General features: G+C 67.1%; 18 protein-coding genes. 6 read left to right on the top strand and 12 right to left on the bottom strand.

Annotation, left to right across the window (positions count from 1 at the left end; translation table 11 throughout):
• Positions 1–51: 51 nt before the first annotated feature.
• From ACY34H_RS09770 to ACY34H_RS09755, 4 genes are all read left to right on the top strand, one after another.
• Positions 52–3,603 carry a pectinesterase family protein gene (locus ACY34H_RS09770; protein WP_464977306.1) on the top strand — a complete coding sequence of 1,184 codons (3,552 nt, stop codon included), beginning with the start codon at positions 52–54 and terminating at the stop codon, positions 3,601–3,603.
• Positions 3,604–3,898: 295 nt separating this feature from the next.
• On the top strand, positions 3,899–6,130 hold the full coding sequence (locus tag ACY34H_RS09765) for a hypothetical protein (protein WP_464977305.1): 2,232 nt from the start codon (positions 3,899–3,901) through the stop codon (positions 6,128–6,130).
• Positions 6,131–6,357: 227 nt separating this feature from the next.
• Positions 6,358–7,350, top strand: a complete 993-nt coding sequence (locus ACY34H_RS09760; RefSeq protein WP_464977304.1) for an alpha/beta fold hydrolase — start codon at positions 6,358–6,360, stop codon at positions 7,348–7,350.
• Positions 7,351–7,465: 115 nt separating this feature from the next.
• The gene (locus ACY34H_RS09755; RefSeq protein ID WP_464977303.1) at positions 7,466–8,161 is read left to right on the top strand and encodes a class I SAM-dependent methyltransferase; all 696 of its coding nucleotides are present in this window, start codon (positions 7,466–7,468) and stop codon (positions 8,159–8,161) included.
• A 55-nt stretch (positions 8,162–8,216) separates the two neighbouring features.
• Here ACY34H_RS09755 and ACY34H_RS09750 read toward each other — a convergent pair whose 3' ends face one another.
• From ACY34H_RS09750 to ACY34H_RS09735, 4 genes are read right to left on the bottom strand one after another with little or no spacing between them, the layout of a single operon-like run.
• Positions 8,217–8,750 (bottom strand): MOSC domain-containing protein, encoded by a 534-nt coding sequence (locus ACY34H_RS09750; RefSeq protein WP_464977302.1) that lies wholly within the window; start codon positions 8,748–8,750, stop codon positions 8,217–8,219.
• Positions 8,639–9,697, bottom strand: coding sequence for a glutamine amidotransferase-related protein (locus ACY34H_RS09745; RefSeq protein ID WP_464977301.1), 1,059 nt, complete (start codon positions 9,695–9,697; stop codon positions 8,639–8,641). The genes ACY34H_RS09750 and ACY34H_RS09745 overlap by 112 nt, the downstream gene beginning before the upstream one ends.
• 11 nt (positions 9,698–9,708) lie before the next feature.
• Complete coding sequence (locus tag ACY34H_RS09740; RefSeq protein WP_464977300.1) at positions 9,709–10,263, bottom strand: peroxiredoxin family protein; 555 nt, start codon at positions 10,261–10,263, stop codon at positions 9,709–9,711.
• A complete protein-coding gene (locus ACY34H_RS09735) occupies positions 10,260–10,820 on the bottom strand; it encodes a carboxymuconolactone decarboxylase family protein (protein ID WP_464977299.1) in 561 nt (186 codons plus the stop codon). The genes ACY34H_RS09740 and ACY34H_RS09735 overlap by 4 nt, the downstream gene beginning before the upstream one ends.
• Before the next feature lie 279 nt (positions 10,821–11,099).
• Between ACY34H_RS09735 and ACY34H_RS09730 the strand changes: the two genes are divergently transcribed.
• Positions 11,100–12,626, top strand: a complete 1,527-nt coding sequence (locus tag ACY34H_RS09730; protein WP_464977298.1) for a family 43 glycosylhydrolase — start codon at positions 11,100–11,102, stop codon at positions 12,624–12,626.
• Positions 12,627–12,692: 66 nt separating this feature from the next.
• Here the strand turns inward: ACY34H_RS09730 and ACY34H_RS09725 are convergent, their stop codons facing one another.
• The 3 genes from ACY34H_RS09725 to ACY34H_RS09715 form a co-directional block, all read right to left on the bottom strand.
• Positions 12,693–13,244, bottom strand: a complete 552-nt coding sequence (locus ACY34H_RS09725) for a nuclear transport factor 2 family protein (RefSeq protein WP_464977297.1) — start codon at positions 13,242–13,244, stop codon at positions 12,693–12,695.
• Positions 13,245–13,405: 161 nt separating this feature from the next.
• Positions 13,406–13,918: a ferritin-like domain-containing protein gene (locus ACY34H_RS09720; protein ID WP_464977296.1), complete on the bottom strand. Its 513-nt coding sequence runs from the start codon at positions 13,916–13,918 to the stop codon at positions 13,406–13,408.
• A 160-nt stretch (positions 13,919–14,078) separates the two neighbouring features.
• Positions 14,079–15,218, bottom strand: coding sequence for a branched-chain amino acid ABC transporter substrate-binding protein (locus tag ACY34H_RS09715; RefSeq protein WP_464977295.1), 1,140 nt, complete (start codon positions 15,216–15,218; stop codon positions 14,079–14,081).
• 141 nt (positions 15,219–15,359) lie between these two features.
• On the opposite strand from ACY34H_RS09715, the gene ACY34H_RS09710 reads away from it, so the two are divergent.
• The gene (locus ACY34H_RS09710) at positions 15,360–15,806 is read left to right on the top strand and encodes an FKBP-type peptidyl-prolyl cis-trans isomerase (RefSeq protein WP_464977294.1); all 447 of its coding nucleotides are present in this window, start codon (positions 15,360–15,362) and stop codon (positions 15,804–15,806) included.
• A gap of 10 nt (positions 15,807–15,816) precedes the next feature.
• On the opposite strand, the gene ACY34H_RS09705 is transcribed toward ACY34H_RS09710, so the two are convergent.
• The 5 genes from ACY34H_RS09705 to sdhC all read right to left on the bottom strand — a co-directional run.
• Positions 15,817–17,412: a GGDEF domain-containing protein gene (locus tag ACY34H_RS09705; protein ID WP_464977293.1), complete on the bottom strand. Its 1,596-nt coding sequence runs from the start codon at positions 17,410–17,412 to the stop codon at positions 15,817–15,819.
• Between the two features lie 168 nt (positions 17,413–17,580).
• Entirely contained in the window at positions 17,581–18,291 is a 711-nt protein-coding gene (locus tag ACY34H_RS09700; RefSeq protein ID WP_130184894.1) for a succinate dehydrogenase iron-sulfur subunit, read from the bottom strand.
• 12 nt (positions 18,292–18,303) lie between these two features.
• Positions 18,304–20,082 (bottom strand): succinate dehydrogenase flavoprotein subunit, encoded by a 1,779-nt coding sequence (sdhA, locus tag ACY34H_RS09695; protein ID WP_464977292.1) that lies wholly within the window; start codon positions 20,080–20,082, stop codon positions 18,304–18,306.
• Between the two features lie 3 nt (positions 20,083–20,085).
• Positions 20,086–20,448 carry a succinate dehydrogenase, hydrophobic membrane anchor protein gene (gene sdhD, locus ACY34H_RS09690; RefSeq protein WP_464977291.1) on the bottom strand — a complete coding sequence of 121 codons (363 nt, stop codon included), beginning with the start codon at positions 20,446–20,448 and terminating at the stop codon, positions 20,086–20,088.
• A gap of 3 nt (positions 20,449–20,451) precedes the next feature.
• On the bottom strand, positions 20,452–20,796 hold a 345-nt coding region (gene sdhC, locus ACY34H_RS09685), incomplete at its 5' end, for a succinate dehydrogenase, cytochrome b556 subunit (RefSeq protein ID WP_464977290.1).

Genomic DNA, 20,796 nt, shown 5'->3' with positions numbered 1-20,796 from the left:
GACCGCAGGGCGAGCCCTCACGCCAATTCGTTCCTCCCACAGGAGAATCACATGCGACTACTTGCATTCAAGGCGGCGCTGTGCGCCGCATTCCTGCTCGGCGCAATGCCGGGCCATGGCGCTGGCGCCGTCGACCCGGCACGCCAGGCCGCCCCGCTCGACGGCTGGGCCAGCCAGGGCGGCGGCACGCAGGGCGGTTCTGCCGCCCCGGCCGAGCAGATATATACCGTGAACAACCGCGCGCAATTGCTGGCGGCGATCCATAACGGCGGCACCGATGCCAAGATCATCAAGCTGGCCGGCACCATCGACATGACCGAAGGCCAGCCGTTCGCCAGCAGCGCCGACCAGGCCGCGCGCGGCGCCATCCGCCTCAAGAGCAATACCACGCTGATCGGCGGGGCCCCGAACGCCGGCATCGTCAACGGGCACATCATCGTGTCGAACGTCTCGCAGATCATCATCCGCAACCTGAAGCTGGTCAATCCCTGCGACGTGGGGCCGGTGTGGGATCCCAGCGACGGCTCGACCGGCAACTGGAATTCGGCCTTCGACGCCATCGGCATCTCCGGTTCGGACCATGTTTGGGTCGACCACGTCAGCTTCACTGATGCGCCGGTCACCGACGACCTGCTGCCGGTCGAGAACGGCCACGTCAAACAGTGCCACGACGGCGCGCTCGACATCACCAACGGCTCCGACTATGTGACGGTGTCGTACAACCTGTTCGAGCAGCACAACAAGAACAACCTGGTCGGCGGCAGCGACGGCGCCACCGGCGACGAGGGCAAGCTGCGCGTCACCTTCAGCAACAACGTGTTCCGCGACGTGGCCAGCCGCGCACCGCGCGTGCGCTTCGGCCAGGTCCACCTGTTCAATAATTACTACGTTGGCGCGAAGTCGCATGCCGTGTACCCGGTGAGCTACGCTGTCGGCGTCGGCACCGCGGCGAAGATCCTGTCGCACAACAACGTGTTCGACGTGGCCGGCGCACGGTCCTGCAACGATGTGGTGAAGGATTTTTCCGGCGCCATCGCCGGCGCGTTCCAGGACAGCGGCTCGCGGCTGAACGGGGCGGCGCTGGGTGCCTGCGGCGTGCCCGCCAGCGCCGGCTGGACCCCGCCGTATGCGTACAGCGTGCGCCCGGTTGCGCTGGTGAAGGCCAATGCGCTGGCGCAATCCGGCGGCGGCAAGCTGACGACGAATGTCACCGGCACCGGCAGCACGACGATCGACACCGGTCCGAGCCTGGTCTGCCCGGCCTCGGGCCTGTACTTCTGCGACGACTTCCAGGATGGCGGCGCGGCGAAATGGGACCTGCTGCCGGTCGCCGGCCCGAACGGCAGCTTCCGCGTGCAGGATGAAGTGGCTGGCAGCGCCAACAAGGTGCTGCAGTACACGGCCGCATCCACCGGTGGCGTGCTGGCGCTGGTCAAGCCGGGCGCGCTGGACAAGGTGCCATCGGGCGACTACTTCGTCGAAGCGCGCATCCGCCCGATGACCAACGGCACCACCGGCAACAAGCACCTGTACCTGGTGACGCGCTACGTCGACGAAGGCAACTGGTACGGCGGCGGCCTGAACGTGCAGAACAGCACCGCCAGCACGCGGGTCGAGATCGCGAAGATGTTCGCCGGTTCGCTGAGCCGGCCGAAGCAGGCGAGCAAGCCGATCGCGATGGATGGCCCGTTCTACACGGTGCGCTTCGAGATGACCGGCAGCACGCTGACGGTCTACCTCGATGGCGAAAACCTCGGTTCGGTCACCGACAGCGCCTTCGCCGCGCGCGGCCTGGTCGGCCTGTACACGGCCAACAAGTCGTTCCAGATCGACGACGTGCGGATCGGCAACCCGGCCCTGAAGCCCGCGCAGATGACGCTCGATCCCGCGGTGACGACCTACGCCGCCGAAGTGGGCGACACGCCGCTGCAGGTCAGGATCAATGCCCGCGCGCCCGATGGCACGGCGGACAGCTACACCGCGGTATCGAGCAACCCGGCGGTGGCCTCGGTCGCCGTGGACGGCGACGTCGCCACGATCGCCGCGGTCGGCGGCGGCACGGCGAAGATCGTCTTCACGTCCGGCTCGGACCCGCTGCTGACGCGCACGATCGACGCCACCATCGCGCCGCGGTTCGCGCAGCCCACGCAGACCTACCCGCTCGACAATGCCACGTATCCGGCGGCGCACGCCGATGCCGAACCGGTCGACATGCCGCTCAAGCTGGTGTTCGACAGACCGCCCGTGCTGGGCAGCGGCGGCAGCATCCGCGTGTTCCGCAAGGCCGACGATGCGCTGGTCGACGTGGTGCGGCTCAGCGGCGAAACCGACATCATCGGCCATGCCGGCCAGGGCCAGGTGCGCAAGGTGAATACGACGCCGATCAGGATCGACGGCAATACGGTGACGATCAAGCTGCACAGCAACAAGCTCGACTACGGCACCGAATACTACGTGGCGATTTCGGATGGCGTGTTCACCGGCACCACGCTGGGCGGCGTACCGTTCGCCGGCATCGGCAGGCTGGGAGACTGGTCGTTTACCACCAGGGCCAGTTTGCCGGCGGGTGACGCCGTCACGGTCGACGTCGATGGCGCGGCGGATTTCCGCACGGTGCAGGGCGCGCTCAACTACGCAATGCAGCATTTCGCCAAGGGCGATCCGGTCGCCATCCGCGTGAAGAACGGCACCTACGAGGAGCTGCTTTACCTGCGCGACAAGGACAACGTGACCATCGCCGGCGAGAGCCGCGACGGCGTGGTGATCCGCTACACCAACAACGATTCGCTGAATCCGGGCACCGGCGCAAGCCAGGGCGCCAGCACCAGCGGATTCCGGGGCGGGCGGGCGATCATGCTGGTCGAAGCGGCCGACATGCTCAGCCTCGATTCGCTCACCTTCAACAACACGACGCTGCGTTCGCCGGCCATTTCGGCGCAGGCCGAAACGCTGTACTTCAACAGCGACGGCGGCCGCCTGGTGGCCAGGAACGCGGCCTTCCACAGCGAGCAGGACACGCTGAACCTGAAGGGCTGGTCGTGGTTCTACCGCTCGCTGGTGGCGGGCAATGTCGACTTCATCTGGGGCAGCAGCCGCGCGGCCCTGTTCGAGGAAAGCGAGATCCGTTCGGTGGGCGACACCACCAGCACGACCGGCGGCGGCTACGTGCTGCAGGCGCGCGTGCCGACCGCCACCGACAAGGGCTTTGTCTTCCTCAACAGCACGCTGACCCACGGCCCCGGCCCGGGTCCGTTGCATGGCGACGTGCCCGACGGCGCCACCTACCTGGCACGCAGCCCGGGCGGCACGTCGAGCTGGGACAATATCGCCTTCATCAACTGCCGCATGGACCGGCACGTCGCCACGGTGGGCTGGGCCGGCCTCGGCGTGAACAACCAGCCGGCGCCGAATCCGGTCCAGCCGGACGCCGCTTCCGGCTGGCGCGAATACGGCACCACCGACCTGGCCGGCACGCCGCTCGACCTGGCGGCCCGGGTGGGCGGCTTCCAGCTGAGCGCCAGCGACGTGGAGGCGGGCTTCGCGACCCGCGCGAAAGTGTTTGCCGGGTTCGGCAATGGCGCGGGGTGGGATCCGCAGCCCTGATGTTCACGTGCGTGCGCGGCGCCATGGCGGGAGTACGCCACGGCGGCCGCGCCGGCCGCATGCCGCTATCGGCAACGTCCGATCAATAAGTATTCTTTTGATAACCCGGTCGAAAACAGGCATACACTCGATCGGGGTTTCCTCTCGCGCCGTGCGTCCTGCCGGGGACGCGACCGGTTCGCCGAACCGCGCCACGCGGCATCCATCCGCCAGTTTCCGGCTTTCTCTTCCAGCAGTCTCTTTCCGATGTCCCGGGGCCCTCCGCGCCCCTCACCGTCCAGGAGCAGAGCAGCCAATGAAAACCACCCATATCAGCCAGCCGGCGTTCAGTGCCTGGCGGCCCGGCGATCCCATGCTGGAACGGGTTCGCAGCGAGCTTGCCCCGCTTGCCGAACCTCCGCTGCAGACGTTCCATGGCGGCGGGGCAGACGAGGAGGGCGGCATCCTCGATTTCGTCAAGCCGGAGAAGGACGATTTCAAGAGCCTGAGCAAGACGCTGCAATTCCTCAAGTTCAAGCCATCCGAGCAGGAAGTGCTGTTCAACGTGATCGGGTCTGGCATCAACATCGCCGCCGGCATCGTCTCGATCGTCGGCGCCGTCGGGGCGGCGGTCGACCTGATGAACAAACTGGGCATCCTTTCTCCGGCCGAGGATCCGGTGCAGGCCGCGCTGAAACAGATCGGCCAGCGTGTCGAGCAGATCTACGGCTACCTGGCCGCGCAGGAACGGCGCGGGCTGTACAACCAGGCACTCGTCTGGCGTACCCACGGCGACGATGCCCGCAACGCCGTCATGAACGTCAAGACCTCGCGCTCGCCCGCCAACCTGCTGCAGCTGGCCAACCGGGCGAGCGAGCTGAACCAGTCGATCCTGCAGATGCTCGGCGCCGGCCGGATCGCCTTCCTGCGCTCGGTGTACGGCTACCCCTGGTGGGTTCCCTACGCGCAGACGCCCTACATGAAGACCGCCGGCGGTGCGCCCATCAATTACCGCGACCCCGGGCAGGAGCTGCAGGCGGAGATCTGGGACCCGGGGCACTATCTCGACGTGCTGGTCCGGTCGGTCCAGGACCGCATCGCCGTTGCCATGACGCTGGAACCGGCGTTCCGGTCGACCGGCCACGACCGCGCCGTCTTGCGCCAGATCGCCGATGGACTGATGGATTTCGCGCATGCCTGGCGTGCTTCGATCCTGGTTGCCGATCCCGTCTTTGCGCTGAATGCGGGCGGCACCATGCGCAGTCCCGAGTTGGGCGCACCGCCGGGCGTCCCGATCGGCGCGGTCGATCCGGTGACGGGGCTGTCGTCGTTCCTGCCGCAGTGGTCGGGGTTTTCCGTCGAGTTCAAGCGCAGCTATTTTCCGGGCGAAGCCTGGGGCGGCGTCTGGGATGAATCGCGGGCAAGCGATCCGGCCGCCGCCCTCGCGGCGATCACCGCCGTGCATACGGCGGCGGTCGACAGCGTGGTCCGTGCCTGCGGGGTGGAGAAAATGCTGCGGCTGTCGCAGCGCATGCGCGAGCTGGCGAGCACCCCGCCGGGCTCGGATTTCGTCAGGCTGCCGGACGCGAAATTCCGCCGGCCGCTGCTCGGCCTGGAGAATTGGGGCATGGTGAACGGCAGCAGCGCCGGCGAAGGAACGCCGGTGGTGGTGGACCTGGGGCGCCTGCGGCTGTTCTCGCCGGCGCCCGAGCGCACTTACACGGGAATGCGCTTCAGGCTGCGCGGCACGAAGGAGTTCAGCTTCAGCATGCCGCGACGGGCCGACCAGTCCGGCATCCGGCTGGGCTACAGGCTGCGGGTCGGCGGCGCGGAGATCGGACTGATGACGTTCGCCACCGCCGCCGACCGCTCCGGCGGCGATTTTCCGGGCGGCGCGATCGAGACCGACTGCGAGATCCAGGGCCGGGTCTACGACTGTGTCCAGAGCGCGCATGTCAGCGCCGCCGGAGAAGACCAGTTCGAGCGTAACGGACGTATCGCCGGCGTCGAGCGGCTGTTCCTCAACGAACGCGTCGGCCAGGCGAAATTCCGGGTCGAGGTCAGCTTCGTTCCCTTCAAGGGCGGCGATCCGTCGGCGTATGCCGGCGAAGTGAAAGTGGCCATTTCGGCGCTGGAGCCCGACACGTTTCCCGACGCGGTGATCCTGAGCGTGATGGTGCTTGAAACGCGGGTCGGAGCCGATTTCGCGCCGGAAGAAGTCGTCGCCGATTCGATGACAGTGCATCTTGTTCCCACCTACGTCGTCCTGGGCGCGGACTTCTTCGCCGACTATCGCGCCGCCGTCGCGCAAATGGCGAGGACCGTGAAAGAGCTCGACCGCAAGTCGATCCCGCAACGCGAGATACCCCACGGCCCGCCCGATCCCGATCCGGCGTGGCAGGTGCGGGCGCGCGCCATCGAGGTGGAGCGCGGACTCGACCGGGTGCAGGACTCGCTCTCCCAGCAAAACCCCCTTGCGCAAGAGATCGTGGCGGCGAACATCGTGCCCGTGGCGACGGGCCGCGGCGAGGTACCGGGCCCTGGCTAGCCGCTGAAACGCCCCGGCGTGCGCGGGGTCCGAACGCAAACCGTGGCACAGCCAACGGCGCCCGCAAGCCGGGAGCGGCTGCGCGCCGGCACGGCGACCGCAGCTTTCATTACGCCGGGCGCAACGATGAATTGACTGCTGCACCGTTTCGCCGTGTCCGGCCCCGGCCTACCATTGACTTGCCGTTTCAGTAGTGCCCCTCTCGCCGACAAGTCAAGGAGAATTCCATGCCAGTTCCCGTCCTTCCCCGTTCCGTGGCCCACATCGCCGCCGCCATCGCGCTGGGGCTTGCGCTCGCGGCACCCGCCGCACAGGCCGCCACCGCCGCGCCGTCCGCCACGGCAATCCATCCCGTAAACTACCGCACCGTCAATATCGATGGCGTCAACGTGTTCTACCGGGAAGCCGGCCCGGCGAACGCGCCTACGCTGCTGCTGCTGCACGGCTTTCCCACCTCGTCGCAGATGTTCCGCAACCTGATCCCGCAACTGGCCGACCGCTACCGCGTGATCGCCCCCGACTATCCCGGCTATGGCCAGAGCGACATGCCGCCGGTGAGCGACTTCACCTACAGCTTCGACAACATGGCGAAGGTGATCGACAAATTCACCGTGGCGGTGGGCGCGCCGCGCTATGCGCTGTACGTGCAGGATTACGGCGCGCCGATCGGCTTCCGCCTGGCGGCCGCCCACCCGGAACGGGTTACGGCCATCGTGGTTCAGAACGGCAACGCCTACGACGAAGGCCTCGACAACGAATTCTGGAAACCGGTCAAGGCATGGTGGGCGGACAAGTCGGAAGAGAACACCGCGAAGCAACGACCGATCCTTGAACTGGCGGCCACCAAGTGGCAGTACACGGAAGGGGTGCGCGACGTGCGGCGCATCAGCCCCGACGCGTGGACCATCGACCAGGCCTACCTGGACCGGCCCGGCAACAAGGAGATCCAGCTGGCGATGCTTCACAACTACGGTTCCAATCCGCCCCACTACCCGGCATGGCAGGCGTACTTCCGCAAGCACCAGCCGCCGATGCTGATCGTGTGGGGCAAGGGCGACAAGATCTTCCCGGCCGAGGGCGCGCATCCGTACAAGCGCGACCTGCCGAAAGCGGAACTGCACCTGCTCGACACGGGGCATTTCGCACTCGAGGAAGAGGGCGCCACGATCGCCGCGCTGATGCGCGACTTCCTGGGCCGTACGCTGAAGACAGGCAAGTAGACAGAGCGCGCGCGCGGCTGTCCGCCTGCCCGGGTGGCTTATGTAATATACTAAGTTACATGAGATCGGCATGGCGCGGGCCATGCCGGCCACCACCACTTCCAGGCGAGGCCCCATGGACGCAAACCAACTGAAAACCCTGTTCGACCAGCAGGCGCCGCACTACGACCAGCAATGGGCCAGCCTTGCTCCGATCCGCGACGGCCTGCACTTCCTGCTCGAATCGGCCCTGAGCGGATTGCCGCCAGATGCCCGCATCGTGTGCGTCGGCGCAGGAAGCGGCGCGGAGATTTCCCACCTGGCCAGCCGGTTTCCCGGCTGGCGCTTCACGGCCGTGGAGCCGTCCGGCGCGATGCTGCTGCAGTGCCGCGAACGGGCCGCGCGGGAGGGTTACCTGGAACGCTGCGCCTTCCACGAAGGCTACGTCGAGTCGCTGCCGGCCGGGGCGCGATTCGACGCCGCCACATGCTTCCTGGTGTCGCATTTTTTCACCGACCGGGACGAGCGGATCGGCTTCTTCCGGGCGATCGCCAGCCGCCTGCGCCAGGGCGGCCTGCTGGCCAGCTCCGACCTGACGGCCGACCGCGCCTCGCCGGAATATGAAGTGCAGCTGGCGCACTGGTTCCGCATGATGGCCGGCGCCGGCATCGCGCCGGACAATATCGAGCGCATGCGCGCCGCCTACGCCGGCGACGTGGCGCTGGTTCCCGCCGCCGAACTGGAATCGATCGTGAAGGAGGCGGGCTTCGTGTTGCCGGTGCCGTTCCACCAGGCCGGGTTGATCCGGGCCTGGCTGTCGCGCCGGGCCTGACGGGGCAAGGCCGCCGGCACGCGGCCGGCGCTCATGGCTCCTGCACGTGGCCGGCTCATGGCTCCCGCAGGCGCCGGCTCCAGTCTTCGATGCGGCCGGTATCGAGGCGCTTCGCGAACGCGGTTCGCCAGTTCTGCGACAACGGTTCCAGCATCGCGGCCAGCGCCCATTCCGCGCGCAGGCCGGCCATCGCCGCGCCGGTCGGCACCAGCGGCGGGAACAATGCCCGCACCAGCCGTCCCAGCGGCCAGCCGGGGCAGGGGCGTTCGACCAGTTCGAAGCGCTCGCCGCTGGCGATCGCGCCTTCCTCCAGCACGCGGTAGTACCAGCCGGTGCGGCCCGAGCCCTGCAGCGCGGCGGCCGCATCGTCCCGGCCGAAACGGCGGTTCAGCTTCCAGCACGGCTGACGCCCCTGCGATACCTGCAGCAGCGCGGTGCCCAGCCGGTACACGTCGCCGATGTGCACCTCCCGTTCCGTCATGCCGAATGTCGCCACGTTTTCGCCGAACGCGCCCGGCACCAGTGGCACCGGGCTGTCCGGCCAGCGCGCCGCCCACATGGCGTAGTGCTCGGCGGCGTAGTGGTGCACGGCCTTTTCGGGACCGCCATGGTAGACGCGGTCGCCCTGTTCGTCGCCTTCCAGCCCGCCGAACGACAGTTGCACCGGTGCGGGCCGCGCCGACTTGGCGATGCCGCTGGCGACGTCCGGACGGCCGGCCCGTGCCAGCGGCCGCGCAGGGCCGGTAAACAGCGCGGCAAGGGGAATCGATGACGGCATGGCGTTCTCCCGTTCAGGCCAGGCTTGCGGCGGAAAGGCCGGCCAGCCAGTCGCGCAGCATGGCCTGGCCGGCCTGCTCCAGCGCGGCCATGGCGTGCCGTGTCGCGGCGCAGCGCCACCAGGTCGACGCCGGCGCGCGCCAGTTCCACCGCGTGGCCCGCCAGCCATTCCTCCAGCGCGTGCTGGGCGAACTCGGCGTGAAATTGCAGGCCCAGCGCATGGCGCCCGGCGCTGAACGCCTGGTACGGCGTGCCCGGCGTGGCGGCCAGCGCGGCGATGCCCGGCGGCGGCACGATATTGTCGCCATGCCAGTGCAGCACGGGGACGCCGCGCAGCGCAGCCAGCGGGCCCGCGGCCGACGGCATGTCGAGCGGCGCCCAGCCGATCTCCATGGCGGGCGCACCGTACGCACCGCTACGCCGCTCGATGTGTCCGCCGAGAGCGGCAGCCATCAGCTGCGCGCCCAGGCAGATGCCCAGCGTCGGACGACCCAGCGCCAGCCGCTCGCGCAGGCCGTGTATTTCCGCCGCCAGCCACGGGTAATCCGCGACGTCGCCGACGCCGAGCGGGCCGCCGAGCACGACGATCAGTGCGGTGTCGCGCCATTCGCCGGGCGACAGCGGCGTCGCGCCGGCATGGCAGTACTCGACCTGGTAGCCGGCGCGTTCGAGGGGCTCGGCGAAGCTGCCGAGATCCTCGAAGCGCACGTGGTACAGCGCGATGCATTTCCGGTTCGAATCCCGGCTTGTTGCTGGCATGGTCGCTCCTTTCAGGTCACGCTGGACAGCGGAATGCGGCAGCCGCCATCGTCGCATTGCGGGGCACCGGCATCCTCGTCTTCATGCTCATGCACCAGGCCGGCCACCAGGGCACCCGCCTGCATGTCGTCGGCCATGCCGAAGACCTGGTGGCGCAGCATGCCCCGGCGGTCGATCAGCAGCAGCGTGGGCGTGCCGCGCATCCGGTACTTCGCCATCGTGCGCGGTACCGGGCCGCTGTCGGACGGCATGTCGATACCGACCGGGAAATCGATCCGGTATTCGTGGATGAAGGCTTGCAGCGCTTCCTTGCCCATCACCGCATGATGCTCGAACACCGTATGCAGGCCAAGTACTTCGACGTCGCCGCGATCGAACGTGGCGGCGATCTTCTTCGCCTGGGGAATGCCGTGCGATACGCAGCCGGGGCACAGCATCTGGAACGCGTAGACCGCCACCACCTTGCCGCGCAGGGCGGCAAGGTTCACGGGGCCGTGGGCGTTCAGCCAGGCCGCCACCTCGAATTCGGGTGCGGCGCTGAAACTCGTCACGGTCCCGGCGCTCATTTTGCGCGCAGCTTCACTTGCGGGAAATCGACCGGCACGGCGAGCGCCACGTTCACGTAGTTCGTGAACAGGTTCAGCGCCACGTGGGCGACGATTTCCACGATCTGTCCATCGTCGAAGCCGGCTTCGCGCAGTGCGTCGACATCGCCGGCGGCGACCCTGGCACGGTTGCGCACAACGCTGGTGGCGAATTTCAGCGCGGCGGCGGTGCGCGGATCGTTAGACTGGCCGGCCTGGGCGGCCGTCATCTCGTCGCCGCTGGCGCCGGCCTTGCGGCCCAGTGCCGTGTGCGCGGCCAGGCAGTACTCGCAGTCGTTGATGTCGGCGATCGCCACGGCGATCTGCTCGCCCAGCTTCGCGCCCAGCGTGCCGTTGCCGAGGGCGCCGAAGCCGCCCCACATGCTGGCCAGCGCGGCGGGGGAGTTGGCGACGGCCCTGAACATGTTCGGCGTGGCGCCGAAGGCGCCGTGCACCTGTTCGAGCAGTTGTTGCGAAGCGCCGGTTGCGGTGTCGCGCGTGAGCAGGGCAACGCGGGCGGTGTTGGCATTCTGGGACATGATGCTTCCTTTCGTAGTGGCCGGTTCGGGAAATGAAGGGCTGGCCGGGCCACTTTCATCAGGAGTCCTAAATATATGGTTCAAGCAAACTGCAGGACGGGTTTGGCTTGATGTGCTTGCCGCGCCGTCCATGGAAAACATCTTAGCACGGCAAAAAATATTTATGTAGGAATCCTAACTAAAATATTCCTATTGCCGGCTTAGCCTGGCGCTATGGCATCATCGGCACGCGGCGGCGCGTGGCGCTGTCCGTCTCCATCCATCTGCCCATCACCCGACATGCGACCAGAGAAGCCGACCAAGACCAAGCCCCGTCATTTCATCCTCCCCCTGTTCTGCGCCCTCGGCCTCGCGGCCATGCCGGCGCCCGGCGCGGAACTCACCATCGACAACGGCGTATTCTGGAAGGACACTTCCGGAACACCGATCTATTCGCAAGGCGGCGGCATCCTGAAGGTGGCCGATACGTATTACTGGTACGGCGCAAAGTACGATGAAGCCGTCAGCTATGCCAGGGATCCCTCCGGGTTCACGACGCAGCCGCATTTCAATGCGGTCACGGCCTATTCGTCGAAAGACCTGGTGAACTGGAAGTTCGAAGGCAACGTGGTCAGCGCCGCCGCTCCCGGCAAGATCTTCGAGCGCGATGCCTGGCTGGGCCGCATGGGCGTGGTGTACAACCGGCAGACCCGCAAGTTCGTGCTGATCACGCAATACGCCAGCAAGCGTGCCGGCGCCGGGGTGCTGTTCGCCACCAGCGACAGCCCGTCCGGGCCGTTCGTCTACGCGCACCTGCAGGCGCGCATCGACAACGTTGCCTCGCCGACGTCCGGCGACCAGACCGTGTTCGTCGACGATGACGGCCAGCCCTACCTCGTCTTCAGCAACAACGGCAATCGGCGGCACCTGTACGTGGCACCGCTGCGGGCGGCCGATTACCTGCAGGTGGAACCTGCCACCGAGATCTACCGGGCGCCAGCGGGTGGTCGCGAAGGCAATGCGATGTTCAAGCACAACGGCCTGTATTACTTCTGCTCGTCCGACCTGCATGGCTGGAATGCTTCACGCAGCTTCTACATGACGGCAACGAAGATCACCGGCCCGTACTCGGCCGAGAAGCTGATTGCCGGCACGGATGCCGATTTCTCGCACGTGTCCCAGAACGGCTTCTTCATTCCCGTGCAGGGCAGCGCGGGCACCACCGTGCTGTATGCGGGCGACCGCTGGAGCAACTTCGCCGGCAATGGCCTGGGCTACAACATCTGGACGCCGCTGTCGTTCGACGGCAAGGCGCCCGTGTTCAATTCGCTGAGCCAGTTCGGGCTCGATGCCGCGCAGGGCACCTGGAGCGTGGGGCCGGCCAACAACTACGTGCTCAATCCCGGCTTCGAAGCGGATCGCGTCGAGCAGACGGGCGTCACCGGCTGGGTCACCAGCTGGACCAGCCTGAAAGGCGCGAGCCCGATCGTCAATGCGCGCGAAGGCCGCACGGGCCGCTGGGCGCTGCGGCTGGCGCACGACGGCCAGACGATGGGCAGCGCGATCCAGAATGTCGCGCTGCCGAACGGCACATACACGCTGCGCGCGTGGGTGAAGAGCAGCGGCGGCCAGGGCGTGGCGAAACTGTACGCGCTGCCCGATGGCGGCAGCGAAACCGCGCACGAGGTGAAGGCCGCCAGCCGGTGGACCCAGGTCACGCTGCCGGGCATCGCCGTGGCCGGCGGCAGGGTGCAGGTCGGCGCCTATTCGGAAGGGCAGGAGGGCCAGTGGCTCGCCATCGACGATGTGAGCCTGGTGCGGGAGTAAGAACCCGCGAATGAGGGGAGCCGCCCGGCGGCCGCAAGCAAGGCGGCTGCAACCCGGGCGCGCGGATCAGCGCCGCGCCGGCACGCGGCGCAGCACGTCGTCGTAGGCGGCCAGGTCCAGGAAGGCGGTGGCTTCGACAGCGCGGCCGCCGCGCATCCGGAAGATCCACACATAGCTGTTGCGGTAGGGCTGGCCGTCGCCGGCGGTTGCCTCGCCGTTCCAGCGCACGATGACATGGTCGCCGTCGGCCCAGACCTGCCTCGACACGGGCTTGATCGGGGTCGCCAGGCGCGCGACGAATGGCGCGACCGCGCGCTCGACGAACGCCTGCCGGCCGCGGTAGGTGCCGGCGGACGGGCCGCTTCCAACGATCGTCCAGACCACGTCGTCGTGCAGCACCTCGTCGAAGAAGCCGCTGCCCCCGGTCGCCCAGCGCTGGAACGCCGCATCGACCAGCTGGCGGTTGCCGGCGGTTTCGGCGGGCATGCCGGCCGCGGCGGCGCAGGCGCTGGCAGCGGCCAGCACGGCAATGGCGAAACCGCGCCGGGCGCGCAGCCCCGGTCTTGCTGGTGCGGTGCCGGCGGGGCAGTGGCCGCCGGGCAGGATCGTGTTCGACATGCTGAGGTCCTCCATGGGGTGAAGTGGGGACGCCCATCATGCCGCCGCGCGCCTGCCGGCGGATAGACCGAAAAATGTGCATTGCTTGCCCGATCCTCTGGCGAGGCAGGCAGGCGGTGGCCCGGCACTACGCCAGCAAATCCGGGCCGCCGCAAGGGGCGTTATACCTTGGCTTCCACCCCGGGCGTGGCCGAACGCACGAGGAAGGCCTGCGTCAGTTGCGGCAGGTGCTCGAGCAGCCAGGCCGCCATGGCTTTTTCCTGCACGATGATGCGCTCGCAGGCGGCTTGCGTGGTGGCATCGCCGGCCTGCTGGGCGGCGGCGATCAGCGCGGTGTAGCTGGCGATTTCCAGGTTCTCGAACACATAGCCGGCCATCGCGCCCTTGACCACTTCGTCGCTGACGGTCATGCCGCCGACGGCCTGGCCGAACGCCATCAGCTTGCCGCCGAGGTCCTTCAGCACGGAATTGCTGACGCCACGGCGCGTCATGCATTCGTCGAGCAGCGCCTGCTGGCCGCGCGTTTCCTCGATGTGCTGGACGATGCGCGCCTTCAGCTCGGGATAGTGTTCCAGGCGGTCGGCCTGTGCGTTCAGCATCTGTTCCGCCTGCTGTTCCATCGCGTGCGCGTCGCGCAGCCAGTCGTTCAGGTTGTCGTTCACGTCGGTCGTCATGCGTTCCTCCATCGGCAGTTGGTGGGTGGCGATGGGTTGGCCATCGCCGCTGGAAAACGCATGGTAGCCGCCCTCCGGGTGCCGATCTGTCAGGGCAGGACTTCGTGTGATGTAGGAATCGGCCGCACGCTTTCGCGCCCCGCAGTGCTGGCCCAGCCGCTCAGCGGCCGCGCACCACCTGCAGCTTGACCTTCTTCCCTTGCCGGTAGGTGAACAGCGTCATTGCCGCGTCGCGCAGGTCGCCCCTGGCGTCGAACGCGATCGAGCCGGTGATGCCGTCATGCCGCGCTTTCGCCAGCGCAGGCAGGAACCCGGCCGGTGCGGTGGTCTGCGCGGCCTGCATCGCGGCGGCAAGTACCATCACGGCGTCGTAGGCATAGGGTGCATAGGTTTCCACCGGCAAGTCGAAGCGCTCGCGGTAGCGTTCCGTGAAGGCCGCGTTGCTGGCTTCCTGCGGCCCGTCGATCCCGCCGGCCACCACGCAGAACACCTTGTCGTCGCCCAGCGCGTCGCCGGCCAGCAGCGGCAGGCGTTCGGAACAGATGCCGTCACCGGACACCAGCCTGGCGCCGATGCCCAGCGTCTTCATCTGCTTGAGCATCGGCCCGGCCACCGCATCCATGCCGCCGTAGAAGATCACGTCCGGCTTCTTGGCGCGGATCTGCGTCAGGATGGCGCTGAAGTCCACTGCCTTGTCGCTGGTGAACTGCCGGCTGACGATCGCCGCGTTGCCCGCGATGGCGCGGACGCCCTTGGCGAACTCGTCGGCCAGGCCCTGGCCGAAGGCGGTGCGGTCGTCGATGATGGCGATCCTTTTCGCTTTCAGCCCTTTCACCGAATAGGTGGCGAGCGTGCGGCCGATCAGCGTGTCGCTGGCCACCACGCGGAATGCGGTCTTGAAGCCCTGCCGCGTGTAGACCGGCGTGGTCGCCGCCGGCGAGATCTGCGGGATTCCCGCGGCGGCATAGATCTTCGACGCCGGCACGGTGGTCCCCGAGTTCAGGTGGCCGACCACGCCGGCCACCCGTGCATCGACGAGTTTCTGCGCAACGGCCGTGCCGGACTTCGGGTCGCTGGCGTCGTCTTCCGCCAGCAGTTCCCATTGCAGCTTCCTGCCGCCGATGACGATGCCCTTTGCATTCAGGTCGTCGATCGCCATGCGCGCGCCGTTCTCGATATCCTTGCCCTGGTGCGCACCGGGGCCGGACAGTGGCGAAGCGGTGCCGATCCTGACGACGGTCTGGGCGGAGGCGGTGGCGGCGGCGAGCAGGGCGGCGGCGGCGAGGAGGCGGATCGGCATGGCGGCTTTCAGGAGGATATGCCAGGATTGTACGGTCGGGCTGCCTGGCGGCGCGCGCGCCTGCGCCGGCAGTTGGCACGGCGGCGCCCGCCCTGTATGCTGCGGCGTCGTTACGGATAACCATCACGAAAGAAGAATTTTATGAAACAGCTGCTTTCCTCCTGCGCCCTCGGCCTCGGCCTGGTCTTCACGTTCACGCTGGCCGGCTGCGACCGGGCCAAGGAACCGCCCGCGGCCGCGGCTGCCCCTGTCGCGTTCCAGAAGATCGATCACCCGGCAGGTACCGGCAAGGAAGCGGTGGCGGGAAGCACGGCCGTCGTCAACTACACCGGATGGCTGCACGTGCCGGGCGCTCCGGAACAGCGTGGCGAACAGTTCGATTCCTCGGCCGGGCGCGACCCCTTCAGCTTCCGGCTCGGCGCCGGCCAGGTCATCCAGGGTTGGGACGAAGGCGTGCAGGGCATGAAGGTGGGCGGCAAGCGCACGCTGATCATACCGTCCAGCATGGGCTACGGCGAAGGCGGCGCGGGACCGATCCCGCCGAACGCCAACCTGATCTTCGAGGTCGAACTGCTGGACGTGCGCTGACAGTTATTGATCAGCGCGCTGCGGGATCGCCGGCCTGACTACCGCGTACCTGGTTGCGCCCCCGCTGCTTGGCATCGTACAGATGCCGGTCCGCCCTTTCGATGAGTTCTCCCGCGGTGGCGTTGCCGCTGGTCTCCGGGACCAGCGTGGCCACGCCGAGGCTGGCCGTGACGACGCGCGATGGCGAGGGCTGGTGCGGGATGCGCAGTGCCAGCAGGCCGGAACGGATCCGTTCCGCCAGCGCGATGGCGCCGTCCTCGCCGGTGTTCGGCATGATCACGGCGAACTCCTCGCCGCCATAGCGCGCCGCCAGGTCGCCGGCCCGGGTGACCTGGGCGGACAGTACCGACGCCGCCCGCTGCAGGCAGATGTCGCCGGCCAGGTGGCCGTAGCGGTCGTTGAACTGCTTGAAGTAGTCCAGGTCCATCATGATCAGCGACAGCGGCGTGCGGCCGCGCTGCGCGCGCTTCAGTTCCGCCTCGAGCACTTCGTCGAAGCGGCGCCGGTTTGCCAGTTGCGTGAGCTTGTCCGTATGCGCCAGTTCGCGCAGGCCGACATTGTGCCGTTCCAGTCCCTCGGAATACATGCGCAGCTTGCGGTCCAGCCTGTCCTGCGCCGCGATCCGGCGGATCAGTTTCGTGGCGAAAGCGGCCAGCATCGCACCGATGAGCAGCACCGCCACGCCGATCAGCATGCTCGAACGCTGCCAGTCGCCCAGCAATTCGTCCTTGGTTCGCCCCACCGCCACGAGGAAGGGGAAGTCGTGAAGGCGCCGGTAACTGTACAGCCGTTCCACGTTGTCGACCTTGGCGAGGAGGAAGCTGGAGCCGATCGAGCGGTGCCGCAATGCGTTGTAGATGTTCCCGTGCGACAGGTCGGTTCCGATCAGTTTCTCGTCGAACGGACGGCGATAGACCACCGTGCCGTTCGATAGCATCAGCACGACGGTGCCGGTGCGGCCGATATCGAGCTCGTCATAGATGCGTTCGAAAAAATTCAGCCGCAGCGTGACGAGCGCCACGCCCTGGAAGCTGCCGTCGGCGCTGTAGATGCCGCGCGATACCGGGATGATCCAGATGCCTGTCGAGCGGCTCTTGACGGGCGCGCCGACATGGATGCCCTGGCCGGTATGCGAGCGGTGGTACTGGAAATAGGCGCGGTCGGCATTGTTGCCGGGCACGTGGCGCCCCAGCGACGTCGCCAGCCAGTCGCCATCGGCGCCGTACAGGAACATGCCGTGCAGTTCGGGAGTGACCTTGGCCAGTTCGGCAAGGTGGATTCTCATCCGTTCGCGCGCGCCCGGACCGCTGCCATCGTGCCTGGCGCGCTCCGCCATGTCCGTCAGCGCCATGCTGGCCGTTTTCATCGCCGATTCCACCTGGGCGCCGACCATGCGGGCGACATTCGATGTCGCCACCGCGGTCTGCTCGATCTGCGCCTGGCGGGTGGACCAGATGAACCACGCGGCAAAGCCGGCCAGCGCCAGGCAGGACAGGGCCGTCGCCAGGATCACCAGGCGAATGGCGGGATGGCGCAGCCAGCGCGGCGCGCTGCCGGGGCTATCCAGGTCGACTGGCAAGGTGGGGTGATCGAAGTTCTGTTTCAAGCAAGGCGTCCGTCAGTGCAGGGAAAGCTGCTTCGACAGCATTGTGCCACTGCGCGGACAGGACTGTCGCAGCGAGCGGAAACGACAGCGCCCGGCAGGCCGGGCGCGAAGTGCCTGCCGCCGGAACCGGCGGCAGGCGTAGTGCGGAGGGAAGGGCAGGCCTCCGGCTCAGATGGCGCGGCGCACCATCAGTTCCTTGATCTTGCCGATCGCCTTGTTCGGGTTCAGGCCCTTCGGGCAAACGTCCACGCAGTTCATGATCGAGTGGCAGCGGAACAGGCGGTACGGGTCTTCCAGGTTGTCCAGGCGCTGGCCGGTGGCTTCGTCGCGCGAGTCGGCGATGAAGCGATAAGCCTGCAGCAGGCCGGCCGGGCCGACGAACTTGTCCGGATTCCACCAGAACGACGGGCACGACGTCGAACAGCACGCGCACAGGATGCATTCGTACAGGCCGTCGAGTTCCTCGCGCTCGGCCGGCGTCTGCAGGCGTTCCTTCTCCGGCGGGATCGAATCGTTGATCAGGAACGGCTTGATCGATTCATACTGCTTGAAGAACTGCGTCATGTCGACGATCAGGTCGCGGATCACCGGCAGGCCCGGCAGTGGGCGCAGGATGATCGGTTCGCTCAGTTCGTTCAGGTTCGTCGTGCACGCCAGGCGGTTCTTGCCGTTGACGTTCATCGCGTCCGAACCGCACACGCCTTCGCGGCACGAGCGGCGCAGGGCCAGCGAATCGTCCACGTCGGACTTGATGCGCTGCAGCGCGTCCAGCAGCATCTTGTCGGTGTCCTTCAGCTCGACCGTCAGGTCCTGCATGTAAGGCTTGGCATCCTTGTCCGGATCGTAGCGGTAAATCTTGAATTTGAGAGTACGTGCCATGTTCTTGCTACCTTAGAAAGTGCGTGCTTTGGGCTTGAAGGTTTCCACCGTCAGCGGCTTGGTGACGACAGGCTTGTACTCCAGGCGGTTGCCTTCGGAGAACCACAGCGTGTGCTTCATCCAGTTGTCGTCGTCGCGGTTCGGGAAATCGCTGTGCGCGTGCGCGCCGCGCGATTCCTTGCGGGCGACGGCCGACGTGATGGTTGCCTTGGCCGTCTCGATCAGGTTGTCCAGTTCCAGCGCTTCGACGCGGGCGGTGTTGAACACCTTCGACTTGTCCTTGAACGACACATGCTTGCGGCGCTCGTCGAGCTTCATGATCTCGTCGAAGCCGGCCTTCAGCAGGTCGTCGGTACGGAACACGCCGCAGTACTTCTGCATCGTGGCGCGGATGTCGTTGGCCACGCCCTGCACCTTTTCCGAACCGGTCGAGGTTTCCAGGCGGTTCAGGCGGTCCATCGCGTAGTCCGACGCGTCCTTCGGCAGGTCCTTGTGTTCCTTCTGCTTCAGGTTCGATGCCACCACGTGGTTGCCGGCCGCGCGGCCGAACACCACCAGGTCGAGCAGCGAGTTCGTGCCCAGGCGGTTCGCGCCGTGCACGGAGACGCAGGCGCATTCGCCGATCGCGTACAGGCCGTTCACGATCTTCTGGCCGCCATCGGCCGACGGTGCCACGACCTGGCCGTGGATGTTGGTCGGGATGCCGCCCATCTGGTAGTGGATCGTCGGCACCACCGGGATCGGCTCTTTCGTTGCATCGACGTTGGCGAACTTGTGGCCGATCTCCAGGATCGACGGCAGGCGCTTCTCGATGGTTTCCTTGCCGATGTGGCGCAGGTCGAGCAGCACGTGGTCCTTGTTCGGGCCCACGCCGCGGCCTTCCTTGATTTCCTGGTCCATCGAGCGCGACACGAAGTCGCGCGGCGCCAGGTCTTTCAGCGTCGGCGCATAGCGCTCCATGAAGCGCTCGCCCTGCGAGTTGATCAGGATGCCGCCTTCGCCGCGCACGCCTTCGGTGATCAGGACGCCCGCGCCGGCCACGCCGGTCGGGTGGAACTGCCAGAACTCCATGTCCTGCAGCGGCAGGCCGGCGCGTGCCGCCATGCCCATGCCGTCGCCGGTGTTGATGAACGCGTTGGTCGATGCGGCGAAGATGCGGCCGGCACCGCCGGTGGCGAAGATCGTCGTCTTCGCCTGCAGGATCATCACGTCGCCGGTTTCCATTTCCAGCGCCACGACGCCGATCACGTCGCCTTCGGCGTCGCGGATCAGGTCCAGCGCCATCCATTCGACGAAGAAGTGGGTGCGGGCGCGCACATTGCGCTGGTACAGCGTGTGCAGCAGCGCGTGGCCGGTACGGTCGGCCGCGGCGCAGGCGCGCTGCACGGCCTTCTCGCCGAAATTGGCCGTGTGGCCGCCGAACGGACGCTGGTAGATCGTGCCGTCCGGATTGCGGTCGAACGGCATGCCGAAGTGTTCGAGTTCATACACGACCTTCGGTGCTTCGCGGCACATGAATTCGATCGCGTCCTGGTCGCCCAGGTAGTCGCCGCCCTTGACGGTGTCGAACATGTGCCAGAACCAGCTGTCTTCGGCCATGTTGCCCAGCGAGGCGCCGATGCCGCCCTGTGCGGCGACGGTGTGCGAACGGGTCGGGAAGACCTTCGACAGCACGGCCACGTTCAGGCCCGCTTCGGCCAGTTGCAGGGAAGCGCGCATGCCGGAGCCGCCGGCGCCGACGATCACCGCGTCGAAGCGGCGTACGGGAATGGAGGATTTGATTGCTGCCACGATTTACACACTCCAGAGTATCTGCACCGACCACACGGCGCACGCGATCAGCCACATGGCCGACGCGGTTTGAATGAGGAAGCGAACACCGACGTTCTTGATGTAGTCCTGGTAGACGCTGACGACGCCGACCCAGGCGTGATAGAACAGGCCGATCAGGGTGGCCAGCGTGAACAGCTTGAACCAGGTCTGGGCGAACAGGCCGGCCCAGCCTTCATAGGAGAAATTGCTGCCGGTGAGGAAAGCCAGCAACAGGACGACGGTGTACACCACCATCACGATCGCGGTGGCGCGCTGCGCCAGGAACTCGCCCAGGCCGTAGTGGGCGCCCACGACGAGGCGCTTCGGTCCGATATTGTTTTTCATGGCTTAGAACACTCCGAACAGTTTCAGGGCAACCAGGAAGGTCACGGCCAGGCTGATGACCAGCACGGCGACCGACGTCTTGCGGGCCGAATCCTTGTCCAGGCCAACGTGGGTGTCCATCACCAGGTGGCGGATGCCGGCGCAGAAGTGGTGCATGTAGCCCCACACCAGGGCCAGGATGACCAGCTTGCTGAACGGATGCGAGGCGATGCCCTGGAAGTGGGCAAACGAGATCTCGGAGCGGATGCTTTCCTGCAGCAGGTACAGGATGAACGGCAGCAGCACGAACAGCAGCATGCCGCTGATACGGTGCAGGATCGACACGATGGCCGACAGCGGCATGCGGTA

The organism is Pseudoduganella sp. jia 9, from assembly GCF_055502615.1.
Note: the sequence above shows the minus strand (reverse complement) of the source record. Positions and strands in the feature narration are given on the sequence as shown.

What these genes read in the sequence shown, in the direction of transcription:
- ACY34H_RS09770 (WP_464977306.1), top strand. Translation starts at nt 52, where the DNA reads ATGCGACTACTTGCATTCAAGGCGGCGCTGTGCGCCGCATTCCTGCTC.
- ACY34H_RS09765 (WP_464977305.1), top strand. Translation starts at nt 3,899, where the DNA reads ATGAAAACCACCCATATCAGCCAGCCGGCGTTCAGTGCCTGGCGGCCC.
- ACY34H_RS09760 (WP_464977304.1), top strand. Translation starts at nt 6,358, where the DNA reads ATGCCAGTTCCCGTCCTTCCCCGTTCCGTGGCCCACATCGCCGCCGCC.
- ACY34H_RS09755 (WP_464977303.1), top strand. Translation starts at nt 7,466, where the DNA reads ATGGACGCAAACCAACTGAAAACCCTGTTCGACCAGCAGGCGCCGCAC.
- ACY34H_RS09745 (WP_464977301.1), bottom strand. Translation starts at nt 9,697, where the DNA reads ATGCCAGCAACAAGCCGGGATTCGAACCGGAAATGCATCGCGCTGTAC.
- ACY34H_RS09740 (WP_464977300.1), bottom strand. Translation starts at nt 10,263, where the DNA reads ATGAGCGCCGGGACCGTGACGAGTTTCAGCGCCGCACCCGAATTCGAG.
- ACY34H_RS09735 (WP_464977299.1), bottom strand. Translation starts at nt 10,820, where the DNA reads ATGTCCCAGAATGCCAACACCGCCCGCGTTGCCCTGCTCACGCGCGAC.
- ACY34H_RS09730 (WP_464977298.1), top strand. Translation starts at nt 11,100, where the DNA reads ATGCGACCAGAGAAGCCGACCAAGACCAAGCCCCGTCATTTCATCCTC.
- ACY34H_RS09725 (WP_464977297.1), bottom strand. Translation starts at nt 13,244, where the DNA reads ATGTCGAACACGATCCTGCCCGGCGGCCACTGCCCCGCCGGCACCGCA.
- ACY34H_RS09720 (WP_464977296.1), bottom strand. Translation starts at nt 13,918, where the DNA reads ATGACGACCGACGTGAACGACAACCTGAACGACTGGCTGCGCGACGCG.
- ACY34H_RS09715 (WP_464977295.1), bottom strand. Translation starts at nt 15,218, where the DNA reads ATGCCGATCCGCCTCCTCGCCGCCGCCGCCCTGCTCGCCGCCGCCACC.
- ACY34H_RS09710 (WP_464977294.1), top strand. Translation starts at nt 15,360, where the DNA reads ATGAAACAGCTGCTTTCCTCCTGCGCCCTCGGCCTCGGCCTGGTCTTC.
- ACY34H_RS09700 (WP_130184894.1), bottom strand. Translation starts at nt 18,291, where the DNA reads ATGGCACGTACTCTCAAATTCAAGATTTACCGCTACGATCCGGACAAG.
- sdhD (WP_464977291.1), bottom strand. Translation starts at nt 20,448, where the DNA reads ATGAAAAACAATATCGGACCGAAGCGCCTCGTCGTGGGCGCCCACTAC.